The organism is Streptomyces sp. NPDC001744, from assembly GCF_042892575.1.
Lineage (GTDB): Bacteria > Actinomycetota > Actinomycetes > Streptomycetales > Streptomycetaceae > Streptomyces.
In genome coordinates, this window is the sequence record NZ_JBIAUG010000026.1 from 1 (window position 1) to 25,937 (window position 25,937).

At 73.9% G+C, this 25,937-nt stretch carries 21 protein-coding genes and 1 riboswitch; of the genes, 15 read left to right on the forward strand and 6 right to left on the reverse strand.

Going from position 1 to position 25,937, the window contains the following annotated elements; all coding sequences use genetic code 11:
• Positions 1-197 precede the first annotated feature (197 nt).
• Entirely contained in the window at positions 198-2,330 is a 2,133-nt protein-coding gene (locus ACFYZY_RS26045) for a primosomal protein N' (RefSeq protein ID WP_388698568.1), read from the forward strand.
• A gap of 86 nt (positions 2,331-2,416) precedes the next feature.
• Here ACFYZY_RS26045 and ACFYZY_RS26050 read toward each other — a convergent pair whose 3' ends face one another.
• Entirely contained in the window at positions 2,417-2,932 is a 516-nt protein-coding gene (locus ACFYZY_RS26050) for a hypothetical protein (RefSeq protein ID WP_388698571.1), read from the reverse strand.
• A 268-nt stretch (positions 2,933-3,200) separates the two neighbouring features.
• On the opposite strand from ACFYZY_RS26050, the gene fmt reads away from it, so the two are divergent.
• The 7 genes from fmt to ACFYZY_RS26085 all read left to right on the forward strand — a co-directional run bounded on the left by fmt (position 3,201) and on the right by ACFYZY_RS26085 (position 10,098).
• Positions 3,201-4,133, forward strand: coding sequence for a methionyl-tRNA formyltransferase (gene fmt, locus ACFYZY_RS26055; protein WP_388698574.1), 933 nt, complete (start codon positions 3,201-3,203; stop codon positions 4,131-4,133).
• A gap of 111 nt (positions 4,134-4,244) precedes the next feature.
• Positions 4,245-5,657: an RsmB/NOP family class I SAM-dependent RNA methyltransferase gene (locus tag ACFYZY_RS26060; RefSeq protein ID WP_388698577.1), complete on the forward strand. Its 1,413-nt coding sequence runs from the start codon at positions 4,245-4,247 to the stop codon at positions 5,655-5,657.
• A 149-nt stretch (positions 5,658-5,806) separates the two neighbouring features.
• On the forward strand, positions 5,807-6,505 hold the full coding sequence (rpe, locus tag ACFYZY_RS26065; protein ID WP_388698579.1) for a ribulose-phosphate 3-epimerase: 699 nt from the start codon (positions 5,807-5,809) through the stop codon (positions 6,503-6,505).
• Positions 6,506-6,627: 122 nt separating this feature from the next.
• Positions 6,628-7,677 carry a sugar-binding transcriptional regulator gene (locus ACFYZY_RS26070; RefSeq protein WP_388698736.1) on the forward strand — a complete coding sequence of 350 codons (1,050 nt, stop codon included), beginning with the start codon at positions 6,628-6,630 and terminating at the stop codon, positions 7,675-7,677.
• Between the two features lie 48 nt (positions 7,678-7,725).
• Positions 7,726-8,229, forward strand: coding sequence for a ribonuclease domain-containing protein (locus tag ACFYZY_RS26075; RefSeq protein ID WP_388698581.1), 504 nt, complete (start codon positions 7,726-7,728; stop codon positions 8,227-8,229).
• Positions 8,219-8,539: a barstar family protein gene (locus ACFYZY_RS26080; RefSeq protein ID WP_388698583.1), complete on the forward strand. Its 321-nt coding sequence runs from the start codon at positions 8,219-8,221 to the stop codon at positions 8,537-8,539. The genes ACFYZY_RS26075 and ACFYZY_RS26080 overlap by 11 nt, the downstream gene beginning before the upstream one ends.
• Before the next feature lie 116 nt (positions 8,540-8,655).
• Positions 8,656-10,098 (forward strand): GuaB1 family IMP dehydrogenase-related protein, encoded by a 1,443-nt coding sequence (locus tag ACFYZY_RS26085; protein ID WP_388698587.1) that lies wholly within the window; start codon positions 8,656-8,658, stop codon positions 10,096-10,098.
• Positions 10,099-10,177: 79 nt separating this feature from the next.
• Here ACFYZY_RS26085 and ACFYZY_RS26090 read toward each other — a convergent pair whose 3' ends face one another.
• Positions 10,178-11,188, reverse strand: a complete 1,011-nt coding sequence (locus ACFYZY_RS26090) for a GDSL-type esterase/lipase family protein (protein ID WP_388698588.1) — start codon at positions 11,186-11,188, stop codon at positions 10,178-10,180.
• A 338-nt stretch (positions 11,189-11,526) separates the two neighbouring features.
• Between ACFYZY_RS26090 and ACFYZY_RS26095 the strand changes: the two genes are divergently transcribed.
• From ACFYZY_RS26095 to ACFYZY_RS26110, 4 genes are all read left to right on the forward strand, one after another.
• On the forward strand, positions 11,527-13,038 hold the full coding sequence (locus tag ACFYZY_RS26095) for an amino acid permease (protein WP_388698591.1): 1,512 nt from the start codon (positions 11,527-11,529) through the stop codon (positions 13,036-13,038).
• A 10-nt stretch (positions 13,039-13,048) separates the two neighbouring features.
• A complete protein-coding gene (locus ACFYZY_RS26100; RefSeq protein WP_015032260.1) occupies positions 13,049-13,504 on the forward strand; it encodes an Lrp/AsnC family transcriptional regulator in 456 nt (151 codons plus the stop codon).
• Positions 13,505-13,781: 277 nt separating this feature from the next.
• Positions 13,782-14,588: a carbon-nitrogen hydrolase family protein gene (locus ACFYZY_RS26105; protein WP_388698594.1), complete on the forward strand. Its 807-nt coding sequence runs from the start codon at positions 13,782-13,784 to the stop codon at positions 14,586-14,588.
• A gap of 54 nt (positions 14,589-14,642) precedes the next feature.
• Positions 14,643-16,352, forward strand: coding sequence for a flavin monoamine oxidase family protein (locus ACFYZY_RS26110; protein WP_388698597.1), 1,710 nt, complete (start codon positions 14,643-14,645; stop codon positions 16,350-16,352).
• 15 nt (positions 16,353-16,367) lie between these two features.
• On the opposite strand, the gene ACFYZY_RS26115 is transcribed toward ACFYZY_RS26110, so the two are convergent.
• The 3 genes from ACFYZY_RS26115 to ACFYZY_RS26125 form a co-directional block, all read right to left on the reverse strand.
• Positions 16,368-17,075: a DUF5995 family protein gene (locus ACFYZY_RS26115; RefSeq protein ID WP_388698599.1), complete on the reverse strand. Its 708-nt coding sequence runs from the start codon at positions 17,073-17,075 to the stop codon at positions 16,368-16,370.
• Between the two features lie 73 nt (positions 17,076-17,148).
• Complete coding sequence (locus ACFYZY_RS26120) at positions 17,149-18,576, reverse strand: uracil-xanthine permease family protein (protein ID WP_388698738.1); 1,428 nt, start codon at positions 18,574-18,576, stop codon at positions 17,149-17,151.
• A 121-nt stretch (positions 18,577-18,697) separates the two neighbouring features.
• Positions 18,698-19,921: an MFS transporter gene (locus ACFYZY_RS26125; protein ID WP_388698602.1), complete on the reverse strand. Its 1,224-nt coding sequence runs from the start codon at positions 19,919-19,921 to the stop codon at positions 18,698-18,700.
• 107 nt (positions 19,922-20,028) lie between these two features.
• On the opposite strand from ACFYZY_RS26125, the gene ACFYZY_RS26130 reads away from it, so the two are divergent.
• On the forward strand, positions 20,029-21,162 hold the full coding sequence (locus tag ACFYZY_RS26130) for an ROK family transcriptional regulator (RefSeq protein WP_388698604.1): 1,134 nt from the start codon (positions 20,029-20,031) through the stop codon (positions 21,160-21,162).
• 172 nt (positions 21,163-21,334) lie between these two features.
• Here ACFYZY_RS26130 and ACFYZY_RS26135 read toward each other — a convergent pair whose 3' ends face one another.
• The gene (locus ACFYZY_RS26135; RefSeq protein WP_388698605.1) at positions 21,335-23,668 is read right to left on the reverse strand and encodes a chitinase C-terminal domain-containing protein; all 2,334 of its coding nucleotides are present in this window, start codon (positions 23,666-23,668) and stop codon (positions 21,335-21,337) included.
• A 275-nt stretch (positions 23,669-23,943) separates the two neighbouring features.
• Positions 23,944-24,073: riboswitch (FMN riboswitch) on the forward strand.
• A 163-nt stretch (positions 24,074-24,236) separates the two neighbouring features.
• Between ACFYZY_RS26135 and ribD the strand changes: the two genes are divergently transcribed.
• Both ribD and ACFYZY_RS26145 read left to right on the forward strand, forming a co-directional pair.
• On the forward strand, positions 24,237-25,316 hold the full coding sequence (gene ribD, locus ACFYZY_RS26140) for a bifunctional diaminohydroxyphosphoribosylaminopyrimidine deaminase/5-amino-6-(5-phosphoribosylamino)uracil reductase RibD (RefSeq protein ID WP_388698607.1): 1,080 nt from the start codon (positions 24,237-24,239) through the stop codon (positions 25,314-25,316).
• 2 nt (positions 25,317-25,318) lie between these two features.
• Positions 25,319-25,927 carry a riboflavin synthase gene (locus tag ACFYZY_RS26145; RefSeq protein WP_388698610.1) on the forward strand — a complete coding sequence of 203 codons (609 nt, stop codon included), beginning with the start codon at positions 25,319-25,321 and terminating at the stop codon, positions 25,925-25,927.
• Positions 25,928-25,937 lie beyond the last annotated feature (10 nt).

A 25,937-nucleotide genomic window follows, 5' to 3' on the forward strand; every position in this document is an offset into this window, starting at 1 on the left:
ACGCGCAGACGGCCGCCTACGGTCACTTCGGCCGTGAGCTGCCCGACTTCACCTGGGAGCGCACCGACCGCGTCGACGCCCTCAGGAACGCCGCCGGACTGTAGTCCCGGACGCGCACGACCGGAGCCCGGCACCCCGTGGGGGTGCCGGGCTCCGGTCCGTCCGGCCTGTCGGTGGCGTCTGGTAGGTATGGGGCTGTGAGCAGCCAGAACGAGAAGCCCTCCGACGAACCCGAGCAGCTCGCGCTCATCCGCGAGACCGTGCGGAAGGCGAAGGTGCCGCGCGCCAAGCCGCGGACGTGGCGGGGGGCGCCGGTGGCCAAGGAGCTGCCCGTCGCGCGCGTCGTGGTCAACAAGGGGGCGCTCCACCTCGACCAGTTCTTCGACTACGCGGTCCCCGAGGAGCTGGACGGGGCCGCCCGGCCCGGGGTGCGGGTGCGCGTGCGGTTCGGGGCCGGGGCGCACCAGGTGAAGAACGGGCGCCGGGAGGGCGGACGGCTGATCGACGGCTTCCTCGTCGAGCGCCGCGCCACCTCCGACTACTCCGGCCCCCTGGCCGCGCTCGCCGACGTCGTCTCCCCGGAACCGGTCCTCGGACCGGAACTCCTCGGCCTCGCCCGGGCCGTCGCCGACCGGTACGCGGGCAGCCTCGCGGACGTGCTCCAGCTCGCCGTGCCCCCGCGCAGCGCCCGCGCCGAGAGCCGCCCCTCGCCGGAGCCGTTGCCGCCGCCGCGACCGCCGGAGCCGGGGAGCTGGACGCGGTACGAGCGGGGACCGGCGTTCCTGGAATCCCTCGCGCGCGGCGGGACGCCCCGGGCCGTGTGGAACGCGCTGCCGGGACCCCACTGGGCCGGGGAGATCGCCCGCGCCGTCGCCGCGACCCTCGCCTCGGGCCGGGGCGCCCTGGTCGTGGTCCCGGACGGGCGGGCCGCCGGCCGGGTCGACACGGCGCTGAGCGAGGCCCTGGGCGAGGGCCGGCACGTGCTGCTCACCGCCGAGGCGGGGCCCGAGAAGCGGTACGAGCGGTGGCTCGCCGTACGGCGCGGAGCGGTCCGGGCCGCCGTCGGCACCCGGGCCGCGATGTTCGCCCCCGTACGCGACCTCGGGCTCGTCGTCATCTGGGACGACGGCGACGGCAGCCACAGCGAACCGCACGCCCCGCAGCCCCACGCGCGCGAGGTGCTCCTGCTGCGCGCCGCCCACGACCGGTGCGCCTTCCTCCTGGGCGGCACCGGCTGCACGGTCGAGGCCGCCCAGCTCGTCGCGTCCGGCTGGGCCGGGGCGCTGACCGCCGGACGCGAGCAGGTCCGCGCGGCCGCCCCCCTGATCCGCACCGTCGGCGACGGCGAACTCGCCCGCGACGAGGCCGCCCGCGCGGCCCGGCTGCCCTCGCTGGCCTGGCAGACCGTACGGGAGGGGCTGAAGACCGGACCGGTGCTCGTCCAGGTGCCCCGCCGGGGGTACGTGCCGAGGCTGTCCTGCGAGCGCTGCCGCACGCCCGCCCGCTGCCGGCACTGCGCCGGGCCGCTCGAAGCCCCCGGACAGCGGGAGCTGCGCTGCGGCTGGTGCGGCCGGGACGACCCGGACTGGCACTGCGCGGAGTGCGGTTCGGCCCGGCTGCGCGCCCAGGTCGTCGGCGCGCGGCGGACGGCGGAGGAGCTGGGCCGGGCGTTCCCCGCGGTGCCGGTCCGCACCTCGGGGCGGGACCACGTCCTGGACGTGGTGCCCGGGCGGCCCGCGCTCGTCGTCTCCACCCCCGGCGCCGAACCCGTCGCCGAGGGCGGCTACGCGGCCGCGCTGCTGCTCGACGGCTGGGCCATGCTCGGCCGGCCCGACCTGCGCGCCGGCGAGGAGGCGCTGCGCCGCTGGATCGACGCGGCCTCGCTCGTGCGCGGACAGGCCGAGGGCGGCACCGTCGTCGTGGTCGCCGAACCGACCCTGCGCCCCGTGCAGGCGCTCGTCCGCTGGGACCCGGTCGGGCACGCCCAGCGCGAGCTGGCCGAACGCGCCGAGCTGGGCTTCCCGCCGGTCTCCCGGATGGCGGCGGTGACCGGTCCGCCGGAGGCCGTCGAAGGCTTCCTGGCGTCGGCCGGACTGCCCGCCGACGCCGAGGTGCTGGGCCCGGTGCCGCTGCCCGTGGTCCGTCCCGGGGCGGCCCGCCGCCCCGGTGACCCGCCGCCGGGCGAGCAGTGGGACCGCGCCCTGGTCCGGGTTCCGCCCGGGAGCGGGGCGGCCCTGGCGGCCGCGCTCAAACAGGCCCGGGCGGCCCGCCTCGCACGCGGCGGCGGGGACCCGGTGCGCATCCGGGTGGACCCGCCGGACATCGGCTGACGCGCCGCCCCCGTCCGGGCGCGAGACGGCCGCCCGGGTCCCCTGAGGGGCGGGCGGCCGTCGTGTCTCGTGTACCGGGCGTGGCGTCAGACGTTGCGGGGCGCGGGGAGGACGGACGGGCGGGGGTCCTCGCGGAAGGCGGAGCCGCCCGAGGAGGGCTGCGGCGGCATCGAACGGGCGGCGGGGACCGTCGGAACGGGACGGGTGTCGTCCGGCTCCGGGTGCTCCTGCTGCACGGGAGTGCTCTGCCGGGACGCCCGGCGGGCGCCGTAGCGGCGGTGGACGGCCTGCTTGGTGACCCCGAGCGCGGAACCCACCGCGTCCCACGAGAACCCGAGCGAGCGGTCGAAGTCGACCGCCGCGGTCACCAGGGTCTCGACGCTGTCCCGCAGCTCCTGGGCGAGGCGTACGGTGGGGGCGGGCGCGCGCCCGTAGACGACGAAGCCCGTCGACGGGCCGGAGCGGCGAGGGCGGTAGACATTGCCCAGCTGGGCCGTGAGCGTGCGCAGCGCGTCCACCTGCCGCCGGACCCGCTCGATGTCCCGCACGAGCAGGTGCAGACTCGCCCGGGCTTGGGCGTCGTGGGTTGCGTGGTCGGCCATGTGAAAGCCTCTCGAACCGGCGTTTGATGGGGCGGGCCACGAGGGGGAACGGCGGCCCGTTTGGGTCAATCTCCCTTGACCAACGCGCCACGGGGAGTTGGGTCACGCTACGGGGGGCGTATACGCACGCGCGAGGGGCGCCCGCCCTCCCGTACGCCCCCTCCGCCGGACACCGCCGGGCTCCCCGGGCGGACGACGCCGCTTCCGGCGCACGCCCTAGACTGGTGCGTCGACCCAACGCCCCCGGAGAGACAGGCAGTCGCCATCCATGAAGCTCGTCTTCGCAGGCACCCCCGAGGTCGCCGTTCCCGCCCTGGACGCCCTGCTCGCCTCCGGGCGGCACGAGGTGGCCGCCGTGGTCACCCGTCCGGACGCCCCGGCGGGACGCGGCCGGCGGCTCGTCGCCAGCCCGGTGGCCCAGCGGGCGGAGGAGGCGGGGATCGAGGTCCTCAAGCCGGCCAGGCCCCGTGACGAGGACTTCCTCGCCCGGCTGCGGGAGATCGCGCCGGACTGCTGCCCGGTCGTCGCGTACGGCGCGCTGCTGCCCAAGGCCGCCCTCGACGTCCCGGCCCGCGGCTGGGTCAACCTGCACTTCTCGCTGCTGCCCGCGTGGCGCGGCGCGGCGCCCGTGCAGCACGCGCTGATGGCGGGCGACCAGGTGACGGGCGCCTCCACCTTCCTCATCGAGGAGGGCCTGGACTCGGGGCCGGTCTACGGCGTCGTCACCGAGGACGTCCGCCCGACCGACACCAGCGGCGACCTTCTCACCCGGCTGGCCTTCGCCGGCGCCGGGCTGCTCGCCGCGACCATGGACGGCATCGAGGACGGCACGCTCCAGGCCGTCCCGCAGCCCGCCGAGGGCGTCACCCTCGCCCCGAAGATCCAGGTGGAGGACGCCCACGTGGACTTCGCCGCCCCCGCGCTGCGGGTGGACCGGATGGTGCGCGGCTGCACCCCCGCCCCCGGCGCCTGGACCGTCTTCCGGGGCGAGCGCCTGAAGCTGATCCAGGTCACCCCCCTGCCGGACCGCGCCGACCTGGCGCCCGGCGAGCTGTCGGCGGGCAAGAACAACGTGTACGCGGGCACCGGCTCGTACGCCGTCGAACTCCTCTGGGTCCAGCCGCAGGGCAAGAAGCCCATGAAGGCCGCCGACTGGGCCCGGGGCGTGCGGATCGCCCCCGGGGAGCGGCTGGGCGCGTAGCCCCGGAGCGCGGGCGGAGCCCGGACCCGCAGCGGCCCCGGGTACGGCCGGGGCCGCTGCGGACGTAGGCTGGAAGGGTTCGACCCCGTCATTTCGTCACGCGGAGCACCTTTGAGCGAGCAGGCACGTCGCCGTCCCCACAAGCCCTACCGGAAGCCGAAGAAGGACCCCGTCCGGATGCTCGCCTTCGAGGCGCTGAGGGCGGTCGACGAGCGGGACGCCTACGCGAACCTGGTGCTGCCGCCGCTCCTGAGGAAGGCCCGCGAGGGCGGGGACTTCGACGGCCGGGACGCGGCCCTCGCGACCGAGCTGGTGTACGGGACGCTGCGCCGCCAGGGCACGTACGACGCGATCGTCGCCGCCTGCGTCGACCGGCCGCTGCGCGAGGTCGACCCGCCCGTGCTCGACGTGCTCGCGCTCGGCGCGCACCAGCTGCTCGGGACCCGCATCCCCACCCACGCCGCCGTCTCCGCCAGCGTCGAGCTGGCCCGGGTGGTCCTCGGCGACGGACGGGCCAAGTTCGTGAACGCCGTGCTGCGGAAGATCTCCCAGCACGACCTCGACGCCTGGGTGGAGCGGGTCGCCCCGCCGTACGACGAGGACCCCGAGGACCACCTCGCCGTCGTCCACTCGCACCCCCGCTGGGTCGTCTCCGCCCTCTGGGACTCGCTCGGCGGCGGCCGCGCGGGGATCGAGGACCTCCTGGAGGCGGACAACGAGCGCCCCGAGGTCACCCTCGTCGCGCGCCCCGGCCGCTCCACCACCGAGGAGCTGGCCGGGGCCACCGAGACCCTGCCGGGCCGCTGGTCCCCGTACGCCGTGCGGATGGCCGAGGGCGGCGAGCCCGGTGCCATCGAGGCGGTGCGGGAGGGACGGGCCGGCGTCCAGGACGAGGGCAGCCAGCTCGTCGCCCTCGCCCTCGCGAACGCGCCCCTCGACGGTCCCGACGCCCGCTGGCTCGACGGCTGCGCGGGCCCCGGCGGCAAGGCCGCGCTCCTCGCCGCCCTCGCCGCCGGGCGGGGCGCCGCGCTCCTCGCCTCCGAGAAGCAGCCGCACCGCGCCCGCCTGGTCGAGCGCGCCCTGGCCGGGAACCCCGGCCCGTACCAGGTGATCGCCGCCGACGGCACCCGTCCGCCGTGGCGCCCCGGCTCCTTCGACCGGGTCCTGATGGACGTGCCGTGCTCCGGGCTCGGCGCCCTGCGCCGCCGCCCCGAGGCCCGCTGGCGCCGTCGCCCCGAGGACCTGGACGGCTTCGCCCCGCTCCAGCGCGCCCTGCTCACCGAGGCTCTGGGCGCGGTCCGCGTCGGCGGCGTCGTCGGGTACGCGACCTGCTCGCCACACCTGGCCGAGACCCGGGTGGTCGTCGACGACGTCCTGAAGAAGACCGGCGGTGCCGAGCTGATCGACGCCCGCCCGCTGCTGCCCGGCGTCCCCGCGCTCGGCGACGGACCGGACGTCCAGCTGTGGCCGCATCTGCACGGTACGGACGCCATGTACCTGGCGCTGCTGCGCCGCACCGCCTGATCCCGGGCCTCCCACCCTTCGATCACCCGACCGCAATATCCCGGTCTGTACAGGTCCCGGGCCCATCGGTTCGTACCGATTCGGGTCCGGGCCCGAATCGAAACCGCCCGGCGGCAAAGAACCGCCCAAGAACGTGGGAGGCTTGGCCCATGGCGCAGATCAACCCCAGCATCCTGTCCGCGGACTTCGCCCGGCTCGCCGAGGAGGCCAAGGCCGTCGAAGGCGCCGACTGGCTGCACGTCGACGTGATGGACAACCACTTCGTGCCCAACCTGACGCTGGGCGTGCCGGTCGTGGAGGCCCTCGCCCGGGCCACGGAGACCCCCCTCGACTGCCATCTGATGATCGAGGAACCCGACCGCTGGGCCCCGCAGTACGTGGAGGCGGGCGCCGGGTCGGTGACCTTCCACGTCGAGGCGGCGGCGGCCCCCGTGCGGCTGGCGCGGGAGATCCGGGCCAAGGGCGCCCGCGCCTCGATGGCGCTGAGGCCGGCCACGCCCGTCGAGCCGTACGAGGATCTTCTCCCCGAACTCGACATGCTGCTGATCATGACCGTCGAGCCCGGCTTCGGCGGCCAGGCGTTCCTCGACATCATGCTGCCCAAGATCCGCCGCACCCGCGAGCTGATCTCCAAGCACGGTCTGGAGCTGTGGCTCCAGGTCGACGGCGGGGTCGCGGAGTCCACGATCGAGCGGTGCGCCGAGGCGGGCGCGGACGTCTTCGTCGCGGGCTCGGCGGTGTACGGAGCGGCCGACCCGGCCGCCGCCGTCGCCTCGCTGCGCCACCGTGCCGAGACCGCGACGGCCTCGGCCGCGTGGGCGTGTGGCCACGGAGTCTCCGGCGGGTGAACGCGGCCCGTCGGGCCGTCGGCAGGACTGATCAAGGCACGTCGTTTCTGACAGGATGAACGGCGGGTCCGGAGGGTGAACGGCTTCGGGTCCGTGAACAGCGGTACGTGCGCAAGCGGTACGTGAACAGCAGTGAGGAGATCGCGGTGGCGGGTATGTCGGCGGGACGGTCAGCCCTGCGGATGGGCCCCGCGGAGCTGGTGCAGGCGGCGGCCATGGCCCGCCGCTTCTACCTGGAGGGCAAGTCCAAGATCCAGATCGCCGAGGAGTTCGGCGTGAGCCGCTTCAAGGTGGCCCGGGTCCTGGAGACCGCCCTGGAGCGCGACCTCGTGCGGATCGAGATCCGCGTGCCGGCCGAGCTGGACGCCGAGCGCTCCGACGCGCTCCGCGCCCGCTACGGCCTGCGCCACGCCGTCGTCGTCGAGTCCCCGGCGGAGGGCGAGGACGAGTCGCCCGACCCGGAGAACCTCGGCGAGGTCGCCGCCGACCTGCTCGGCGAACTGGTCACCGAGGGCGACGTCCTCGGCCTGGCCTGGGGCCGCTCCACCATCCACATGGCGGCGGCCCTCGACCGCCTGCCTCCCTGCACGGTCGTCCAGCTCACCGGGGTGTACGACGCCGGGACCGCCGAGCGCGGCTCCGTCGAGGCCGTCCGCCGGGCCGCCCAGGTGTCCGGCGGCGAGGCCCACCCGATCTACGCCCCCATGCTGCTTCCCGATCCTGCGACGGCCGCCGCGCTGCGCGGCCAGACGGGCATCGCGCGGGCCTTCGACTACTTCGACAAGGTGACCGTCGCCTGCGTCTCCATCGGTTCCTGGGAGCCGGGCATCTCGACCGTCCACGACATGCTCTCCGACGAGGAGCGGGCCCACTACGCCTCGCTCGGCGTCGCCGCCGAGATGTCAGCGCACCTCTTCGACGCCGACGGGCGCCGGGTCGGCCGCGACCTGGGCGAGCGCTGCATCACCGTCGAGGCGGACCGGCTGCGCCGCATCCCCGAGGTCGTGGCCATCGCCGGCGGCCAGCGCAAGGCGGCGGCGATCGGCGCGGTGCTCCGCTCCGGACTCGTCACCAGCCTGGTGACCGACCGCGCCGCGGCGGACTACCTGCTCACCGAGTCCAGCCCGGGCACCCACCCGGCACTCGACCGGACGGACCCCGACGGCAACTGAGCGCCGGGCGCGGGGGGCGGGAGCGTCCCGCGACGGTATGTTCGGGGCATGTCGCCCAGGCCCCCGCGCGTCCTCCTCGCGCTCGTCCTCGCCGTCCTCCTGGGCGGTCTCCCCACCGGGTGCTCCCCGGCCACCGACGGCGCCCGGAGCCCCGCGAGCACCGCTTCCGGGACCGTCACCACCGCCCCGGGGACCGCCACCACCGCCCCGGGCCGGTCCGCGCGCCCGCCCGGCCCGACCGCCGCCCCGCCCACCGGGGCCTCCGGCCTCCCCCTCGTGCGCGCCTCCGAACTGCCGCCCGAGGCACGCGGGACCCTCGCCCTCATCGCGCGCGGCGGCCCCTTCCCGTACGCCCGGGACGGTGCCGTCTTCTCGAACTTCGAGCGGGTGCTGCCCCGCCGGGAGCGCGGCCACTACCACGAGTACACCGTCAGGACCCCCGGCGAACGCGACCGGGGGGCGCGCCGGATCGTCACCGGACGGGACGGCGAGACGTACTACACCGACGACCACTACAAGACCTTCCGGGAGGTGGTCACGGATGAGGCTTGACGACCCCGTCGTCCTCGACCTGACCGGAGTCACGGACAAGGCCGCCCTCATGGACCGCTGCGCCGAGGCGCTCGCGCTGCCCGGACGGTTCGGCCGCAACTGGGACGCCCTGGCCGACTCCCTCGCCGACCTGCCCGGACCGGTCGTCCTCGTGGTCACCGGCTGGCGGGAGTACGCCGGGGCCCGGCCGCGCGAGTGGGAGACCGCCCAGGAGGTCTTCGCCACGGCCGCCGACGAGAGTCCCGGGCGCCTCTCCGTCCTCCTCTCCCTGGGAGGGTTTTCGGAGGATCGCACGAACCCCCTGCCGTGAGCCTCGGACGATCGGCCCGGGTCTGGTATGCGTACAGGCGTGGGACAATGAACTACGTGCTTTTTCCCCTGGCTGAAATGCCTAGGGGCCGATCCGAACGACTGGGATGTCAGCACGTGCGTTTCCTCAATGACGTCAAGCCGCCCTACGACCTGACGTACGACGATGTGTTCATGGTGCCGAGCCGCTCGGCCGTGGGCTCCCGCCAGGCGGTGGACCTCTCCTCGCCGGACGGGAGCGGGACGACGATCCCGCTGGTCGTCGCCAACATGACCGCGATCGCCGGCCGCCGGATGGCCGAGACCGTCGCCCGCCGCGGCGGCATGGTCGTCATTCCGCAGGACATCCCGATCGAGGTCGTCACCGACGTGGTCTCGTGGGTGAAGAGCCGCCACCACGTCCTCGACACCGCGATCGTCCTGGAGCCGCACCAGACCGTCGCCGACGCGCTCTCCCTGCTGCCCAAGCGGGCCCACGACGCCGCCGTCGTCGTCGACGGGGACCGGCGCCCGGTGGGCGTCGTCACCGACGCCGACCTCTCCGGGGTGGACCGCTTCACCCAGCTCTCCGAGGTCATGTCCAGGGACCTGCTCCTCCTGGACGCGGACATCGACCCGCGCGAGGCGTTCAACACCCTCGACGCCGCGAACCGGCGCTACGCCCCGGCCGTCGACGCCGACGGCAGGCTGGCCGGCATCCTGACCCGCAAGGGCGCGCTCCGCGCGACCCTCTACACCCCCGCCGTCGACGAGAGGGGCGGTCTGCGCATCGCCGCCGCCGTCGGCATCAACGGCGACGTGGCGGGCAAGGCCAAGCTGCTGCTCGACGCGGGCGTCGACACGCTCGTCATCGACACCGCGCACGGCCACCAGGAGTCGATGATCTCCGCCGTCCGGACCGTCCGGGCGCTCGACCCCCGGGTCCCGGTCGTCGCGGGCAACATCGTCGCCGCCGAGGGCGTCAGGGACCTGATCGAGGCGGGCGCCGACATCGTCAAGGTCGGCGTCGGTCCCGGCGCCATGTGCACCACCCGCATGATGACCGGCGTCGGCCGGCCGCAGTTCTCGGCCGTCCTGGAGTGCGCCGCCGAGGCGAAGAAGTACGGCAAGCACGTCTGGGCCGACGGTGGCGTCCGGCACCCGCGCGACGTCGCCATGGCGCTCGCCGCCGGCGCGTCCAACGTGATGATCGGCTCCTGGTTCGCCGGCACGTACGAGTCGCCGGGCGACCTCCAGCAGGACGCCCAGGGGCGCTTCTACAAGGAGTCCTTCGGCATGGCCTCGGCCCGCGCCGTCAAGAACCGGACCTCCGAGGAGTCCGCCTACGACCGTGCCCGCAAGGCGCTGTTCGAGGAGGGCATCTCCACCTCCCGCATGTTCCTCGACCCGCAGCGTCCGGGCGTCGAGGACCTGATCGACTCGATCGTCGCGGGCGTCCGCTCCTCCTGCACCTACGCCGGAGCCGGCTCGCTCGCCGAGTTCGAGGAGAAGGCCGTGGTCGGCATCCAGTCCGCCGCCGGCTACGCGGAGGGCAAGCCGCTGCACGCCAGCTGGAGCTAGCTCCGCGCGTCAGCGGGCCCGTGGGCCCCCGGGAGTCGCCTCCCGGGGGCCCACGGCCGTTCCCGTCCGCCCGCGCGGCTCACGGCAGCGGCGCCGCGACCGGGAGGGGCAGGACCTCGGCCAGCACCTCGGCCACCGCGGCCGCGATCCGGGCGTGCCCCCGGTCGTTCGGGTGCAGGCCGTCCGCCAGGTGCTCCGGACCGAGCAGCGGCCCGCCGGGAAGGACGAGCAGATGCCCGTCGCCCTCGGCCGCCAGGTCCCGGCCCGCCCGCTCCATGGCCCGGCGCAGCTCCACGAGGGTGGCGCCGAGGGCGTTGCGGGTGTGCTCCGCCTCCGGGCGCAGGACGGGCGAGACGATCAGCAGCGGGGTGTCGGGGTGGCCCCGGCGGACGAGGCCGACGAAGGCCCGGACGGTCTCGTACAGCCAGTCGGCCGTCGCGGGCACCCGGGACCAGCAGTTGGTGCCGAAGGCGAGGGTGATCACGTCGCCCGGGAGCCGCGCCAGGTGCTCGGCGAGGGGGAGTTCGCCGCGCCCCGCGCCCGCGTACCCCAGGTTGACCGGGTCGAGCCCCAGGAGGCGGCCCGCCGCGGCGGGCCAGGCCCTGGCCGGGCGGGTCGCCCACCAGCCCTCGGTGATGGAGTCGCCGTGGACGAGCCAGCGGGGCAGGGGCGGCGCGGGGGAGAGGGCGCCGCCGACGGCCCGCAGGCCGAGCGGCACGGGGGCCTGGCCCTCCGGCAGGTGGACGGTGAAGACGCCGCCGCCCGGGGGGAGCGACAGCTCGACGGTGGTCTCGGCGGCCGGGGCGACGCAGGTCTCCCCGACGAAGCGCGCCCCCCGCCAGAGCGCGAAGCAGTGGCGCAGGTCGCGCAGCGGGTCGTCGTCGTCGGGGACGGCCGCCCGGTAGCGCAGCTCCACCGCGCGCGTGCCGGGCGCGGCCGTGAAACCGATCCGCACGCCGATGGGCAGCTCGGCCCGTGCCGCGACGTCCCACGGCAGCCGTGCCAGGTCGTCGGGGTCGGCCCGGACGGGCCGCTTCCCGTCCAGCCAGGCGGTACCGCGCAGGAACGGTTCCGGGTCGAGCCAGTCCACCGGGGCCTCCGATCGTGGGGTCGCCGGCCTCGCGGAGCGGATCGCCCGGCACAGGCGCCCCTGCGTTGCGTGGTCGCTCCATGCCCCCGATGTACGGATTCATGCGGGTCGGCGCAATGTTCCCCCGTTCGTGTCCCGAGTGCGCAATGATCAGCCGCCCTTGCGCAACAACCCTGCATTACGGGTGCGAACTCCGCCCCTTAGGCTCGTGCCCCGTACCAGGAGTGGCGGCGACCGCCCGCTCGGCGGTCCCCGTCCCCGCGGGCGTGCTCCGGCATGCCCGCGCACCGCCGCGGTCACCGCCCCGCCTCCGCAGGCAGCGATAAGGAGCCTCCGCAGTGCTGGACCACGGCGCAGCCCCACCGGCCGACGACACGGTCGCCCCCAAGCCCTCCGCCCTTCACGCCCTCACCCGCCGCAAGCCGGTGGAGTCCCTGGTCAACGAGGGCGGACAGGGAGAGGGCGGCAGTCTTCGCCGCTCCCTCTCGATGGGGCAGCTGACCATGATCAGCATCGGTGCCACGCTCGGCACGGGCATCTTCGTCGTCCTCGGCGAGGCCGTGCCCAAGGCGGGCCCGGCCGTCACCGTGGCCTTCGTCCTCGCCGGGCTCACGGCGCTCTTCTCAGCCCTCTCGTACGCCGAACTGGCCGGTACGATCCCGGTCTCCGGGTCCTCGTACTCGTATGCGTACGCAACCATGGGGGAGCTGATCGCCTGGGTGTGCGGCTGGTGCCTCCTCCTGGAGTACGGCGTCTCCGTCGCCGCCGTGGCCGTCGGCTGGGGCGACTACCTCAACGAACTGCTCGACGGGACGATCGGCGTCACCCTCCCGGCCTCCCTGAGCGCGCCTCCCGGCGACGGCGGCGTGTTCAACCTGCCGGCCCTGATCGTCGTCGTGCTCGCGATGGTGTTCCTGCTGGGCGGTGCCAAGGAGTCCGCCCGCGCCAACGCGATCATGGTGTTCGTCAAGATCGTCTCGCTGGCGCTGTTCTGCGCGGTCGGTTTCATGGGGTTCAAGTCCGGCAACTACGCGGACTTCCTGCCGCTCGGCCGTGACAGCATCGGAGCGGCGGCCGCCGTCCTCTTCTTCTCGTACATCGGCTTCGACGCCGCCTCCACCGCCGGCGAGGAGGCCAAGGACCCCAAGCGCGACCTGCCCCGGGCGATCATGCTCTCCCTGGTCGTCGTCACCGCGCTGTACGTCCTCGTCGCCGCCGTCGCCATCGGCGCGTGGGACTGGAGGAAGTTCGAGGGCACCGACGCCACGCTCGCCGCGATCATGAACGACGTGACCGGCCAGAGCTTCTGGGGCACGCTGCTCGCCGCCGGAGCCGTCGTGTCGATCGCCAGCGTCGTGCTGACCGTCCTCTACGGCCAGACCCGCATCCTCTTCGCCATGTCCCGCGACGGCCTCGTCCCCAAGGTGTTCGGCAAGGTCCACGCCAGGACCGGCAGCCCGCGCGCCAACACGGTGATCGTCTCCCTCTTCTGCGGGGTCCTCGCCGCCGCCGTCCCGCTCGGCGAGCTGGTCAACGCCACGAGCATCGGCACGCTCTTCGCCTTCTCACTGGTCAACGTCGCCGTCGTGGTGCTGCGCCGCACCCGGCGCGACATGGACCGCTCGTTCAAGGTGCCGCTCGGACCGGTCTTCCCCGTCCTGGGCCTCCTCTGCTGCGTCTACAGCATGCTCAGCCTCGACCTGATCACCTGGAAGTATTTCGGTGGCTGGATGGCCGTGGGCCTCGTGGTCTACTTCCTGTACGGCATGCGCCGCTCCCGACTGGTCACGACCGGGCCCTCGGTGCCCGCGGAGCCCTCGACGACCCCCGTGTCCTCAGCAGAGAAGTGATCCACCCGCAGTGCGACTCAACGACCTCGACGAACGCATCGTCCACGCCCTCGCGGAGGACGCCCGCCGCTCCTACGCCGACATCGGCTCCCTCGTCGGACTCTCCGCTCCGGCGGTGAAGCGGCGCGTGGACCGGCTCCGGGCCGAGGGCGCCATCACCGGCTTCACCGTACGGGTGGACCCGGCGGCGCTCGGCTGGGAGACGGAGGGCTTCGTCGAGATCTACTGCCGCCACAACACCTCGCCGGACGACATCCGGCGGGGTCTGGAGCGGTACCCCGAGGTGGTGTCCGCGTCGACCGTCACCGGCGACGCGGACGCCGTCGTCCAGGTCTTCGCCTCGGACATGCGCCACTTCGAGCGCGTCCTGGAACGCATCGCGGGCGAGCCCTTCGTGGAGCGCACCAAGTCCGTCCTGGTGCTCTCGCCGCTGCTGCGGCGCTTCTCCTCGGGTTCGCCCGCGTGAGCGGTCCCCCTCGGGGACTCCGCCCGGCGCCGTAGGGGCCCGCCCGCGCGCGGGCCCGCGATCCCTCCCGGCCGGGCGCCCCTGGAGCCCTGCGGGAGCGGTGCAGGTCCGGTGAACCCTCCCGGCGGACACCGTACGCAACGAATCGCCGCCCGGAACGACGATCGCGCAACGGTTCGACGGTCGGTCCGCAACGCTCGCGCCTTGTCCCGGCCGAGGGCGGAAACGTACCGTTTCTGACGTCTCCCCCTCCGCTCCGGACCTCCCGAGGATCGCCATGCCCGCGCTGCGCACCGCCCTGCTCCAGAGCTCCGGCGAGCCCGGTGACGTGGCCGCCAACCTCAAGCTCCTCGACGAGGCCGCCGCCCGCGCCGCCGCCGCGGGAGCGGGCCTGCTGCTCGCCCCCGAGCTGTTCCTCACCGGCTACGCCATCGGCGACGACATGACCCGCCTGGCCGAACCCGCCGACGGCCCCTCCGCCCGCGCCGTCGCGGCCGTCGCCCTCCGTCACGGCCTGGCCGTGGCCTACGGCTATCCGGAGCGGAACACCGAGCGGCACGGCGTCCTCCACAACTCCCTGCGGCTCGTGGGCGCCGACGGCACTCCGCTCGCCAACTACCGCAAGACCCACCTCTACGGCTCCTTCGAGCGGAAGTGGTTCACGCCCGGCGGGGACGGCGTCGTGCAGGCGGAGGTCGGTGGCCTCACCGTCGGCCTGATGATCTGCTACGACGTCGAGTTCCCCGAGAACGTACGGGCGCACGCGCTGGCCGGCACGGACCTCCTCCTGGTGCCGACCGCGCTCATGCACCCCGCGCAGATCGTCGCCGAGTCCGTCGTCCCCGTGCGCGCCTTCGAGAACCAGCTCTACATCGCGTACGCCAACCGGACCGGCCCCGAGGGCGACTTCGAGTTCGTCGGCCTCTCCGTGCTCGCCGCCCCCGACGGCACCGCCCGCGCCCGCGCCGGACACGGCGAGGACCTGATCGTCGGCGACGCCGACCCCGCCCTCCTGGCGGCCTCCCGCGAGCTGAACCCCTACCTCCGCGACCGGCGCCCGGACCTCTACGGCCCCCTGGTCTGAGCCCCCGCGCCCCCGCCCCACCCTGTCTTTTCCCGTGCAAGGAGTCCGTACCCCATGACGTCCACGGTGCCCACCGCCGTCCAGCACACCGACGCGCAGCCGCCGATCACCATGTTCGGCCCGGACTTCCCGTACGCCTACGACGACTTCCTGGCCCACCCGGCCGGGCTCGGCCAGATACCGGCGACCGAGCACGGCACCGAGGTCGCGGTCATCGGCGGCGGCCTGTCGGGCGTCATCGCCGCGTACGAGCTGATGAAGATGGGCCTCAGGCCCGTCGTCTACGAGGCCGACAGGATCGGCGGCCGGCTGCGGACCGTCGGGTTCGAGGGCGCCGGGACCGAGGGGCTCACCGCCGAGATGGGCGCCATGCGCTTCCCGCCCTCCTCGACCGCGCTCCAGCACTACGTCGACCTGGTCGGTCTGGAGACCAGGCCCTTCCCGAACCCGCTCTCCGAGGCCACCCCGTCGACCGTGGTCGACCTCAAGGGCGAGTCCCACTACGCCGAGACCGTCGAGGACCTGCCGCAGGTCTACCGCGACGTCGCCGCCGCCTGGGCCCGGTGCCTCGAAGAGGGCGCCGACTTCTCCGACATGAACACGGCCATGCGCGAGCGCGACGTCCCGCGCATCCGCGAGATCTGGTCGCGGCTGGTCGAGAAGCTCGACAACCAGACCTTCTACGGCTTCCTCTGCGAGTCGGAGGCGTTCAAGTCCTTCCGGCACCGCGAGATCTTCGGCCAGGTCGGCTTCGGCACCGGCGGCTGGGACACCGACTTCCCCAACTCCATCCTGGAGATCCTCCGCGTCGTCTACACCGAGGCCGACGACCACCACCGCGGCATCGTCGGCGGCTCGCAGCAGCTGCCGCTGCGCCTGTGGGAGCGCGAGCCGGAGAAGATCGTCCACTGGGCGCAGGGCACCTCGCTCAGCTCCCTGCACGGCGGCGACCCGAAGCCGGCCGTGACCCGGCTGAACCGGACCGCCGGCAACCGGATCACGGTCACCGACGCCTCCGGCGACATCCGGACGTACCGCGCGGCGGTCTTCACCGCCCAGTCCTGGATGCTGCTCTCCAAGATCGCCTGCGACGACTCGCTCTTCCCGATCGACCACTGGACGGCGATCGAACGGACCCACTACATGGAGAGCTCCAAGCTCTTCGTGCCGGTGGACCGGCCGTTCTGGCTGGACAAGGCCGTCGACGACAAGGGGAACCCGACCGGCCGGGACGTCATGTCGATGACGCTGACCGACCGGATGACCCGCGGCACGTACCTCCTGGACGACGGCCCGGACAGGCCGGCCACGATCTGCCTCTCGTACACCTGGTGCGACGACAGCCTGAAGTGGCTGCCGCTGTCCGCGAACGAGCGGATGGAGGTCATGCTGAAGTCGCTCGGCGAGATCTACCCGCAGGTCGACATCCGGAAGCACATCATCGGCAACCCGGTGACGGTCTCCTGGGAGAACGAGCCCTACTTCATGGGCGCCTTCAAGGCCAACCTGCCGGGCCACTACCGCTACCAGCGCCGCCTGTTCACCCACTTCATGCAGGACCGGCTGCCCGAGGACAAGCGGGGCATCTTCCTCGCCGGCGACGACATCTCCTGGACGGCCGGCTGGGCCGAGGGCGCCGTCCAGACCGCGCTGAACGCGGTCTGGGGCGTCATGCGCCACTTCGGCGGGGAGACCGACGCCACCAACCCGGGTCCGGGCGACGTCTACGACGAGATCGCCCCGGTCGAGCTGCCGGAGGACTGAGCCCGCGGGGCTCCGTCAGGGCCCGGTCAGAGGCGTGAGCAGCATCCGCCCCACCAGGCCCACCGAGCGGTCCAGGCGTTCCGTGAACTCCCCGGCCAGCTCCGGCAGCCCCCGGAGCTGCCAGAGCGAGCGCGCCGCGAGCCAGGCCCCGTCCCTGGCCCGGTCCAGGCTCCAGCAGCCGAGCAGGTGGGTGAGCGGGTCCGCCAGCTCCAGGACCTCCGGGCCCGGCAGCAGCTCCTCCCGGATACGCTCCTCCAGGAGGACGAGGACGTCGCCGACCCGGTCGAACTCGTCCTCCAGATCGGCGGGCGCGCACTCCAGGTCCCGGCAGGCGTCGACGACGGCGAGCGCCAGGTCGTGGCCGACCTGGGCGTTGAGCCCGGCCAGGGCGAACTGGAGCGGGCGGACGCCGGGGTGGCGCCGGTAGCGGAAGAGGGGCCGCCAGCAGGCGGGGACCGGAGCGCCGGCGGTGACGGCGTCGACCGCCGTGAGGTACCGCCCGGCGAGCCGCGCGTCGAGGGCGGCGGCGGCCCGCCGGTCCTCGAAGGCGCCCGCCGCGATGGCGTGGCCGATCTCCTCGGTGACGGTGAGGTACACCCGGTTGAAGACGGCGACCCCGTCGGCCGGGTGCCGGGCCGAGCGGATCGCCCTCATCCGGTCCACCGCGGGGTCGACCGCGAGGAAGGGGCCGATCTGCTGCCCGAGCTGCTGGGTCTGCGCCATGGGGGCAGGCTCCCAGCCGCCGGGCCCGCGGGGGAGCCCGCCGGGCCCGGCTTACCCAGAACGGGCGAACCGCTCAGCCCTTCGGCGGCGGATTCCCGCCGGACGTGCTTCCGTCCCCGCGCGGGCCGGCCGCGCCCTCGTACGAACTGGTGCCGGAGTCGAGAAGCGGCTCCTGCTCCTTGAGGTGGGCCGGGGCGAACGCCTTCAGCACGTGGTAGCCGGTGATGACGACGATCGTGCCGAGCGCGATGCCGCCCAGCTCGAAGGTGTCGGTGAAGGTCAGCTTCACGCCGCCGACGCCGATGATGATGCCGGCGGCGGCCGGGACCAGGTTGAGCGGGTTGCGCAGGTCGACCCCGGCGTTGATCCAGATCTGGGCGCCGAGCAGGCCGATCATGCCGTACAGGATGACGGTGATGCCGCCGAGGACGCCGCCGGGGATGGCGGCGACGACCGCGCCGAACTTCGGGCAGAGACCGAAGAGCAGCGCGAAGCCGGCGGCGGCCCAGTAGGCGGCGGTCGAGTAGACGCGGGTGGCGGCCATGACGCCGATGTTCTCGGAGTACGTGGTGTTCGGCGGGCCGCCCACGGCGGTCGACAGCATCGAGGCGGCGCCGTCGGCGGCGATGGCGGTGCCGAGCTTGTCGTCGAGGGAGTCGCCGGTCATCTCGCCGACGGCCTTGACGTGTCCGGCGTTCTCGGCGATCAGGGCGATGACGACGGGCAGCGCCACCAGGATCGCGGACCACTCGAAGCTGGGGCCGTGGAAGGAGGGCAGGCCGATCCAGTCGGCCTTCGGGACGCCGGAGAGGTCGAGCCGCCAGTGGTCGGTCACCTGGCCGGACGGGGACGTCGAGTGGATCTTCCCGAAGACCAGGTCGAGCACCCAGGACAGGGCGTAGCCGAAGACCAGGCCGAGGAAGATCGCGATCCGGGACCAGAAACCGCGCAGGCAGACCACGGCCAGACCGGTGAACAGCATCACCAGGAGCGCCGTCCACTGGTCCTGCGGCCAGTAGGTGGACGCGGTGACCGGGGCCAGGTTGAAGCCGATCAGCATGACGACGGCGCCGGTCACGACCGGGGGCATCGCCGCGTGGATGATCCGCGCGCCGAACCTCCGCACCGCGAGGCCCGCGAGGAAGAGCACGGCGCCGACGACCAGGACCGCGCCGGTCACGGTGGCGCTGGTGCCGCCGGACGCCCGGATGGCGGCGGCGACACCGACGAAGGAGAGCGAGCAGCCCAGGTAGGACGGGACCGTGCCGCGGGTCGCGAGGAGGAAGATCGCGGTGGCGACACCGGACATCATGATCGCGAGGTTCGGGTCCAGGCCCATGAGCACCGGAGCGACGAAGGACGCGCCGAACATCGCCACGACGTGCTGCGCGCCGAGTCCGACGGTCCGGGGCCAGGAGAGCCGCTCGTCCGGGCGGACGACGGCCCCGGGAGCGGGTGTTCTCCCGTCTCCGTGCAGGGTCCAGCGCACGCCGAGGTTCATGAGGTCGCTCCCGTTCTCCGGTTCCGGCGGTCGCGTCATGACCGCAAAAGATCAGCCACATGGTATGCGCGACCGCCGGCTCCGGGCGTCGGGGAGAGGGCGCCGGTGTCCGGGACCGCCGTCAGGCGGCCGGGCCCCCGCTCTTCGCCGGAGCGCCGCCCTCCGCGTCCACCGCCGGGGCTTCCCGGTCGGCGCTCCCGAGCACGCCCGCGCCCACCACCAGGCCGAACGCGAGCAGGGTGACCAGGCCGAAGGAGAAGACCAGCGAGGTCGCGTCGGCGATGCCGCCGATCGCGGAGGGGGCGATGAGACCCGAGGTGTACGTGATGGTGGCGACGCCCGCGATGGCCTGGCTGGGGTTCGGGCCGCTGCGGCCGGCCGCGGCGAAGGCCAGGGGGACGACGACCGCGATCCCGAGCCCGATGAGACCGAATCCGGCCAGGGCGACGGCGGCGTGCGGGGCGACGACGACCAGGAGGCCGCCGAGGGTGGCGACGACGCCCCCGGCCCGTACCGTGCGGACCGCGCCGAAGCGGTCCACCACCCGGTCGCCGGCCAGCCGGGCCACCGCCATCGTCAGCGCGAAGGCGGTCGTCGAGGCGGCGGCGAGCCCGGCCGAGGTGCCCAGCTCGTCCCGCAGGTAGACGGCCGACCAGTCGAGGCTGGCCCCCTCCGCGAACACCCCGCAGAAGCCGATGGCGCCGATGACGAGGGCGGACTTCGGCGGCAGCGAGAAGCGTGGCGGCGCCTCCTCCTCCGGGGTGCTGCGCACGTCCAGCACGCCCTGGCAGGCGACCAGGCCGAGCGCGGTGAGGACGAGGGCCGCGACCAGGTGGTGCAGCCGGGCGTCGCCGCCGAGGTGGGCGGCGACCGTGCCGGCGGCCGAGCCGATCAGGGCGCCCACGCTCCACATGCCGTGCAGGCTCGACATGATGGACCGTCCGAGCCGGGTCTCGGTCTCGACGCCCAGCGCGTTCATCGCCACGTCGGACATGCCGGCGGTCGCGCCGTACACGAAGAGCGCGCCGCACAGCCCCCAGACGTTCGGGGCCAGCGACGGCAGGATCAGGGAGAGGGTCCACAGGGCGAGCAGGCCGCGCAGCGCCGGGCGGGCGCCGAAGCGGTGGGAGATCGCCCCGGCCAGCGGCATCGCGACGGAGGCGCCGAGCGCGGGGAAGGCGAGCGCGAGACCGAGCTGTCCGGCGCCGACGTCCGCGTGTTCCTGGATCCAGGGGATGCGGGTGGCGAAGCTGCCGGTGACGGCGCCGTGGACGCAGAAGACGGCGGCGACGGCGAAGCGCGCCCGCCGCAGGCGCTGGGTGCTGGTGACGGTCTCCGCCGCCATGGGCCCTCCCGGGGTCGTGGTGTGGCGCGTAAACTATCAGGAACCCTGCCTGATAAATAGTACGCAGGGACGGGCTCCGCCCCGGACACGTCTGAGAGGATCGCCGCATGGCCGCATCCCCGAGCACCGCACGGGTCATCAACGACCGGCTCGCCCTGCGACTGCTCCAGGACGAGGGGCCGTTGACGGCCACTCAGCTCAAGACGCTCACCGGGCTCTCCCGCCCGACCGTCGCCGACCTCGTCGAACGGCTCCGGGACTCCGGGCTCGTCCACGTCGTCGGCGAGGCCGGGGCCGAGCGCCGGGGCCCCAACGCCAAGCTGTACGGGCTCGTCGCCGGCCGCGCCCACCTCGCCGCCCTCGACGTGCGCACCCGCTCGGTCTCCGTCGCCGTCGCCGATCTGCTCGGCACCACGCTCGCCGAGGCGTCCGCGCCGGTCGGCGACGACCGCGGCACCGGACCGGCCGTGGAGAAGGCCGTCGCCCTGCTGGAGCGGACGCTGGGGGAGGCCGGCGTCGAAGCGCCGCACAGCGTCGCGGTCGGGGCCCCCGGCCTCATCGAGCCGGTCACCGGGGAGCTCCGCGACTCCACGGGACTGCCCGCCTGGCACCGGCGGCTCGTCGCCGTCCTCCAGGAGCGGCTCCCCGCGCGGGTGCTGGTCGAGAACGAGACCAACCTCGCCGCCCTCGCGGAGTTCCGCGAGGGCGCGGCCCGCGACCGCGAGGACTTCGTCCTGCTCTGGCTCGGCCAGGGCGTGGGCGCCGCCGTCGTCCTCGACGGCCGGCTGCGCCGGGGGGCCTCGGGCGGTGCGGGGGAGATCGGTTTCCTGCCGGTGCCGGGCACCACCGGGCTCCCCTCGGCCACCGGCTGCGACGGCGGCTTCCACGAGCTGGCCTGCACCGCGGCCGTCGAGGCGCTCGCCCGGGAGCACGGCCTCGCCCCGGGGGACCACGCGGCCGCGCTCGCCTCCGGCCACGAGCCCTTCCTGGACGCCGTCGCCCGCCGTCTCGCCGTCGGCGCGGCGGCCGTGGCCTCGGTCCTCGACCCCGGCTGCGTGGTCCTGGGGGGCGAGACCGGCCACAGCGGGGGCGCGGCCCTGGCGGCCAGGGTGGAGGCGGAACTCGCCGCCCTCTCGCCGCTGCGCACCGAGGTCAGGGCCACCGCCTTCGGGGACGCGGCCGTCCTGCGCGGCGCCCTCCTCACGGCCCGGGACGCGGCCCAGGAGGACCTGTTCCCGTAGGGGACCTCCGGGGGGCGCCGCCGGGGACCTCGCGCGAAGAACGCCGCCGCGCCGCGTCCCCGCAGGGGGAGGCGGCGCGGCGGGTGCGGTGCCCGGCGGCGGCAAGGGCCGTGGTGCTCCGCCGCCGGGGTTCCTTCAGGGGGTGGGGGTCAGCAGGTGCAGGAAGCGGGGGTCAGCAGGTGCCGAGGTCCTTCCAGACGCCCCACTCGCCGGTCGTGCCCGGCTCCTGGTTCTGGGTCCACCACTGGGCCTTCCACTTGTGGCCCTTGTGGGAGACCTCGTTGCCCGCGTTGTAGACCGTGCCCGCCACGTACGCCGGAACGGTGCAGCCGGCGGGCGGCTCCGTCGTCGGCGGGGTGGTGGGCGGCGTGGTCGGCGGGGTGGTGGTGCCGGGCTCCACGACCGTCGTGCCGCGCGCCAGGTCACCGGCGAGGGCGTACGTCGTGCCGTTGATGTTCACCGTCCAGTTGGAGGGGGTGGACACCGGCAGGTAGTAGTTGAACGACAGGTCGACCGTCGCGCCCGGGGCCAGCGACTGCCAGGCCGGGAGCTTCAGCGAGACGCGGTGGAAGTCGCCCTTGAGGCCGCCCACGTTGGAGCCCGTGTGGTCGCTGCTGACGACCTTGGTGCCGAAGCCGGACTGGTCGGAGGCGTTGCCCGGCGCCGAGGTGCCGTAGTCGAACTGGAACTCGGTGCCGCCCGGCAGGGTGGTGCCGGTCCGGTTGGTGATCTTGACCTTGGGCGTGATCGGGTAGTTGGAGTCGCCGAGCTTGAACTCGGTGAACGCCGTCTCGATGTTCACGGCCCGGCTCGGCAGCGCCTTGTCGGACTTCTTCGCGCCGTACGGGGCGGCCGCCTTGAACTTGTCGTACATCAGCGAGGTGAGGGTGGAGCCCGGCTCGTACTGGCCCTTGGCGGCGTTCCAGGCGTAGTCGCCGGCCATCTCCCAGACCATGGTGCCGCCGATGCCCCTGTTCACCACGTAGTCGGCCTTGGCGGCCACCGACTGCTCGTCCTCGGTGGAGAGGAAGACCTTCTTCTGCGCGTTCCACAGCCACGGCGCGACCAGGGTCGGGTCGTACTTGCGGACGTAGGTGCCGGTCAGCGTGGTGTCGGCGGGGAAGCCGTACTGGGTGACGTAGTCGCCGACGATCCCCTTCTCCAGGTTCTTGGCGTGCCACATCGGGTTGGAGCCGGCGGGCGACTCCTTGCCCGCGGTGTCCTTGTCGTGCCAGAGGTTGTCGATGCCCTCGGCGCCGTCGCCGCACTTGGTCAGGCCCGAGCCGGCCGGGCAGGTGGCCGCGGTGGCCCTGCCCCAGAGGCCGTCGGTGCCGCCCTGCACGTTCTTGTGGCCGCGGGTGTAGTAGGGCAGGCCGATGTTGATGCGGCCGGCCGGCATGGAGCCGCGGAAGTAGTGGTACGCCCAGTCGGTGTTGAGGTAGCCGATGTTGCCGTACTGCTGGCTGCCGTAGACGTTGGCGGCGGCGAGTTCGCCGTCCTTGCCGTCGTCGAACAGGGAGGCGTTGGGGCCGACGTACTCGTTCCAGGCGCCGTGCAGGTCGTACGACATGATGTTGACGTAGTCCAGGTACTTCTGGACCTGGAAGGTCTCCATGCCGCGCAGCAGGTAGCCGGAGGAGGGGGCGGCGACGGTCAGCAGGTAGTGCTTGCCGTCGGCGGAGCCGGCCCGGTCCAGCTTCTCGCGCAGGGACTTCATGAGGGCCGCGTAGCCCTGCACGAGCCCGCCGCGGCGCGCGTTGGCGAGCTGCCAGTCGAGCGGGTTGCCCGCGTCCTTCATCGTGGTCGGGTACTCGTAGTCGATGTCGACGCCGTTGAACCCGTACTTCCGGATGAATTCGACGGCCGAGGTCGCGAAGGTGTCGATCCCGGCCTGGTTGACCGAGCCGTCGGCGTTGGTGGCCATCGAGTAGAAGCCGCCGGAGTTCACCCGGTCGCCGTTGTCCGCGAAGTGGCCGCCGGTCTCCGCCCAGCCGCCGACCGAGATCAGCGTCTTGACGTCCGGGTGCTGCTTCTTGAACTTGTTGAGCAGGTTGAAGTGGCCCTTGTACGCGTACGCGGGGTCCATCTCGGCGCCGGCCACGCCGGGCCAGGTCATTCCGGTGGCCGCGTTGTCCGGGCCGTCCGTGCCCACGGACAGCCTGTTGTCGCCGCCGACGTGACCGAAGGCGTAGTTGACGTGGGTGACCTTCTCCCACGGGATGTCCTTGGCCAGGTACGAGGACTGGCCGTTCTTGCCGGTGCGCCAGCCGGTGAAGTAGCCGATGACCCGGCGCTGGTGGTCCGCGCCCATCTTCTCGCGGCCCTCGGCGTCGTAGACCGAGCAGTAGGGGACGTCGACGCCGGGCGTCCGGTAGAGCCCGTCGGGGCGACAGGACTCGTTGTCGGCGGCGTACGAGACGCCGCCGGAGAGCGAACTGAGCAGCAGTCCGGCGACGGCCGCGCCGGACGCGAGCAGCGAGGCTCTCTTCGTCGTGGGGGACAGCACGATCGGTTCCTCCTGGGGAGAGGGGAGGCGGGGGAGGTGGGGGATGTGGGGGAGGTGGGGAGAACACAACGAACAGGGGGTGGATCGTGTGGGCCCGTGGAGTGCGCACGCCGTCGGACCGTTGCCTCGAAGGTGACACGGAGATTAAGAGGACTAGACCAGTGAGTCAATAGGTCCGTACCAAAGTGGGGAGACGGGGAACTCTGTGAGCGGGCCCACAGGACACCCTCCGCACCGCCGCCGCGGGTCGTGGCACACTGGCCCTGTATCAGCAGCAGCGCACTCCGGGGTCGGTGCAATTCCGAACCGGCGGTATAGTCCGCGACCCGTCCGCAGCCAGCGGCCGGTTGACCAGGTGGGATTCCTGGACCGACGGTGAAAGTCCGGATGGGAGGCAGTGCGCGGCGGGAGACCCCTGTCAGGGGTGTGCCGGCCGTACGTCCGTGGTCCGCCGTTTCCCGGCGGGCCGGACCTCCGGCCCCGGCGCACCCGTTGCGAGGCGTTCCACCCGCTCTCTGCCGTCCTCGGCAGGCCCCGGAGTCCGTGCCCGAAGAGGCAGGAGGACCCGGTGGACCGGCAGGCCGACACCACCGCCATGCGACGCGCCGTCGAGCTCGCCGCCCGCGCCCTCGGCGCCACCAGCCCCAACCCCGTCGTCGGCTGCGTCGTCACCGACGCCTCCGGGCACCGGGTCGGAGAGGGCTTCCACCGGCGCGCCGGCGGCCCGCACGCCGAGATCCACGCCCTGCGCGAGGCCGGTGTCCTGGCCCGCGGCGGCACCGCCTACGTCACCCTCGAACCCTGCGACCACACCGGCCGCACCGGCCCCTGTTCCCGGGCCCTGATCGAGGCCGGGGTCCGCCGCGTCGTGTACGCGGTCGGCGACCCGGACCCGAAGGCCACCGGCGGCGCCGGCACCCTGCGCGCCGCCGGCGTCGAGGTCGAGCGGGGCCTCCTGGCGGACGAGGCCGAGGCGGTCAACATCGCCTGGCTCACCTCCGTGCGCCGGGGCCGCCCCTTCGTCCGCTGGAAGTACGCCGCCACCCTCGACGGCCGGGTCGCCGCCGCCGACGGCACCTCCCGCTGGATCACCTCCGCCGAGTCCCGCGCCGACGTCCACCGGCTGCGCGCCGAGGCCGACGCCGTCGTGGCCGGCGGCGGGACCCTGCGCGCGGACGACCCGCACCTCGCCGTCCGGGGCGTCGACGGCGCGACCCAGCCGCTGCGGGTCGTCCTCGACGCCCGCGCCGAACTCCCGCCGACCGCCCGCGTCCTGGACGACGCCGCGCCCACCCTGGTCGTCGTCGGCGAGGACGCCGACGCCCGGCACCTGCCCGGCGCCGAACTGCTCCGGCTGCCCCTGTACGACGGCCGCGTCGGCGTGCGCGACCTGCTCGACCGGCTCCACGCCCGCGGCGTCCGCTCCGTCCTCCTCGAAGGCGGCCCCACCCTCGCGGGCTCCTTCGTCGCCGCGGACGCCGTCGACCAGGTCGTCGGCTACCTCGCCCCCGTCCTCCTCGGCGCCGGCCCGGCGGCCCTCGCCGACGCGGGAATCGGCACCCTCACCGACGCGTTGCGGCTCGACGTCACCGAGACCGTGCGCGTCGGACCCGACCTCCGCATCACCGCCACCCCCAAGGGAGTCTGACCGTGTTCACCGGAATCGTCGAAGAACTGGGCGAGGTCGTCGCCGTCGAGCGGCTGGCGGACGCCTCCCGCTTCCGACTGCGCGGCCCCCTGGTCACGGAAGGCGCCCGGCACGGCGACTCCATCGCCGTCAACGGGGTCTGCCTCACCGTCGTGGAGCACGGCGACGGCGAGTTCACCGCCGACGTCATGGCCGAGACCCTCCAGCGGTCCGCCCTCGGCGCCCTCGCCGTCGGCTCCCGCGTCAACCTGGAACGGCCCGTGGCCGTCGGCGGCCGCCTCGGCGGCCACATCGTCCAGGGCCACGTGGACGGCACCGGCACGATCCTGGAGCGGACCCCGTCCGAGCACTGGGAACTCGTCGAGGTCGGCCTGCCCGCCCACCTCTCCCGGTACGTCGTCGAGAAGGGCTCGATCACGGTCGACGGCGTCAGCCTCACCGTCGTCGGGGTCGCCGACGACCGGTTCACCGTCAGCCTCATCCCCACCACCCTCGACCTGACCACGCTCGGCATCAAGAAGAGCGGCGACCCGGTCAACCTCGAAGTGGACGTCATCGCCAAGTACGTCGAGCGGCTGCTCGGCCCGAACGCCGGGGAGAACGTCAAGTGAACTGGCTCAA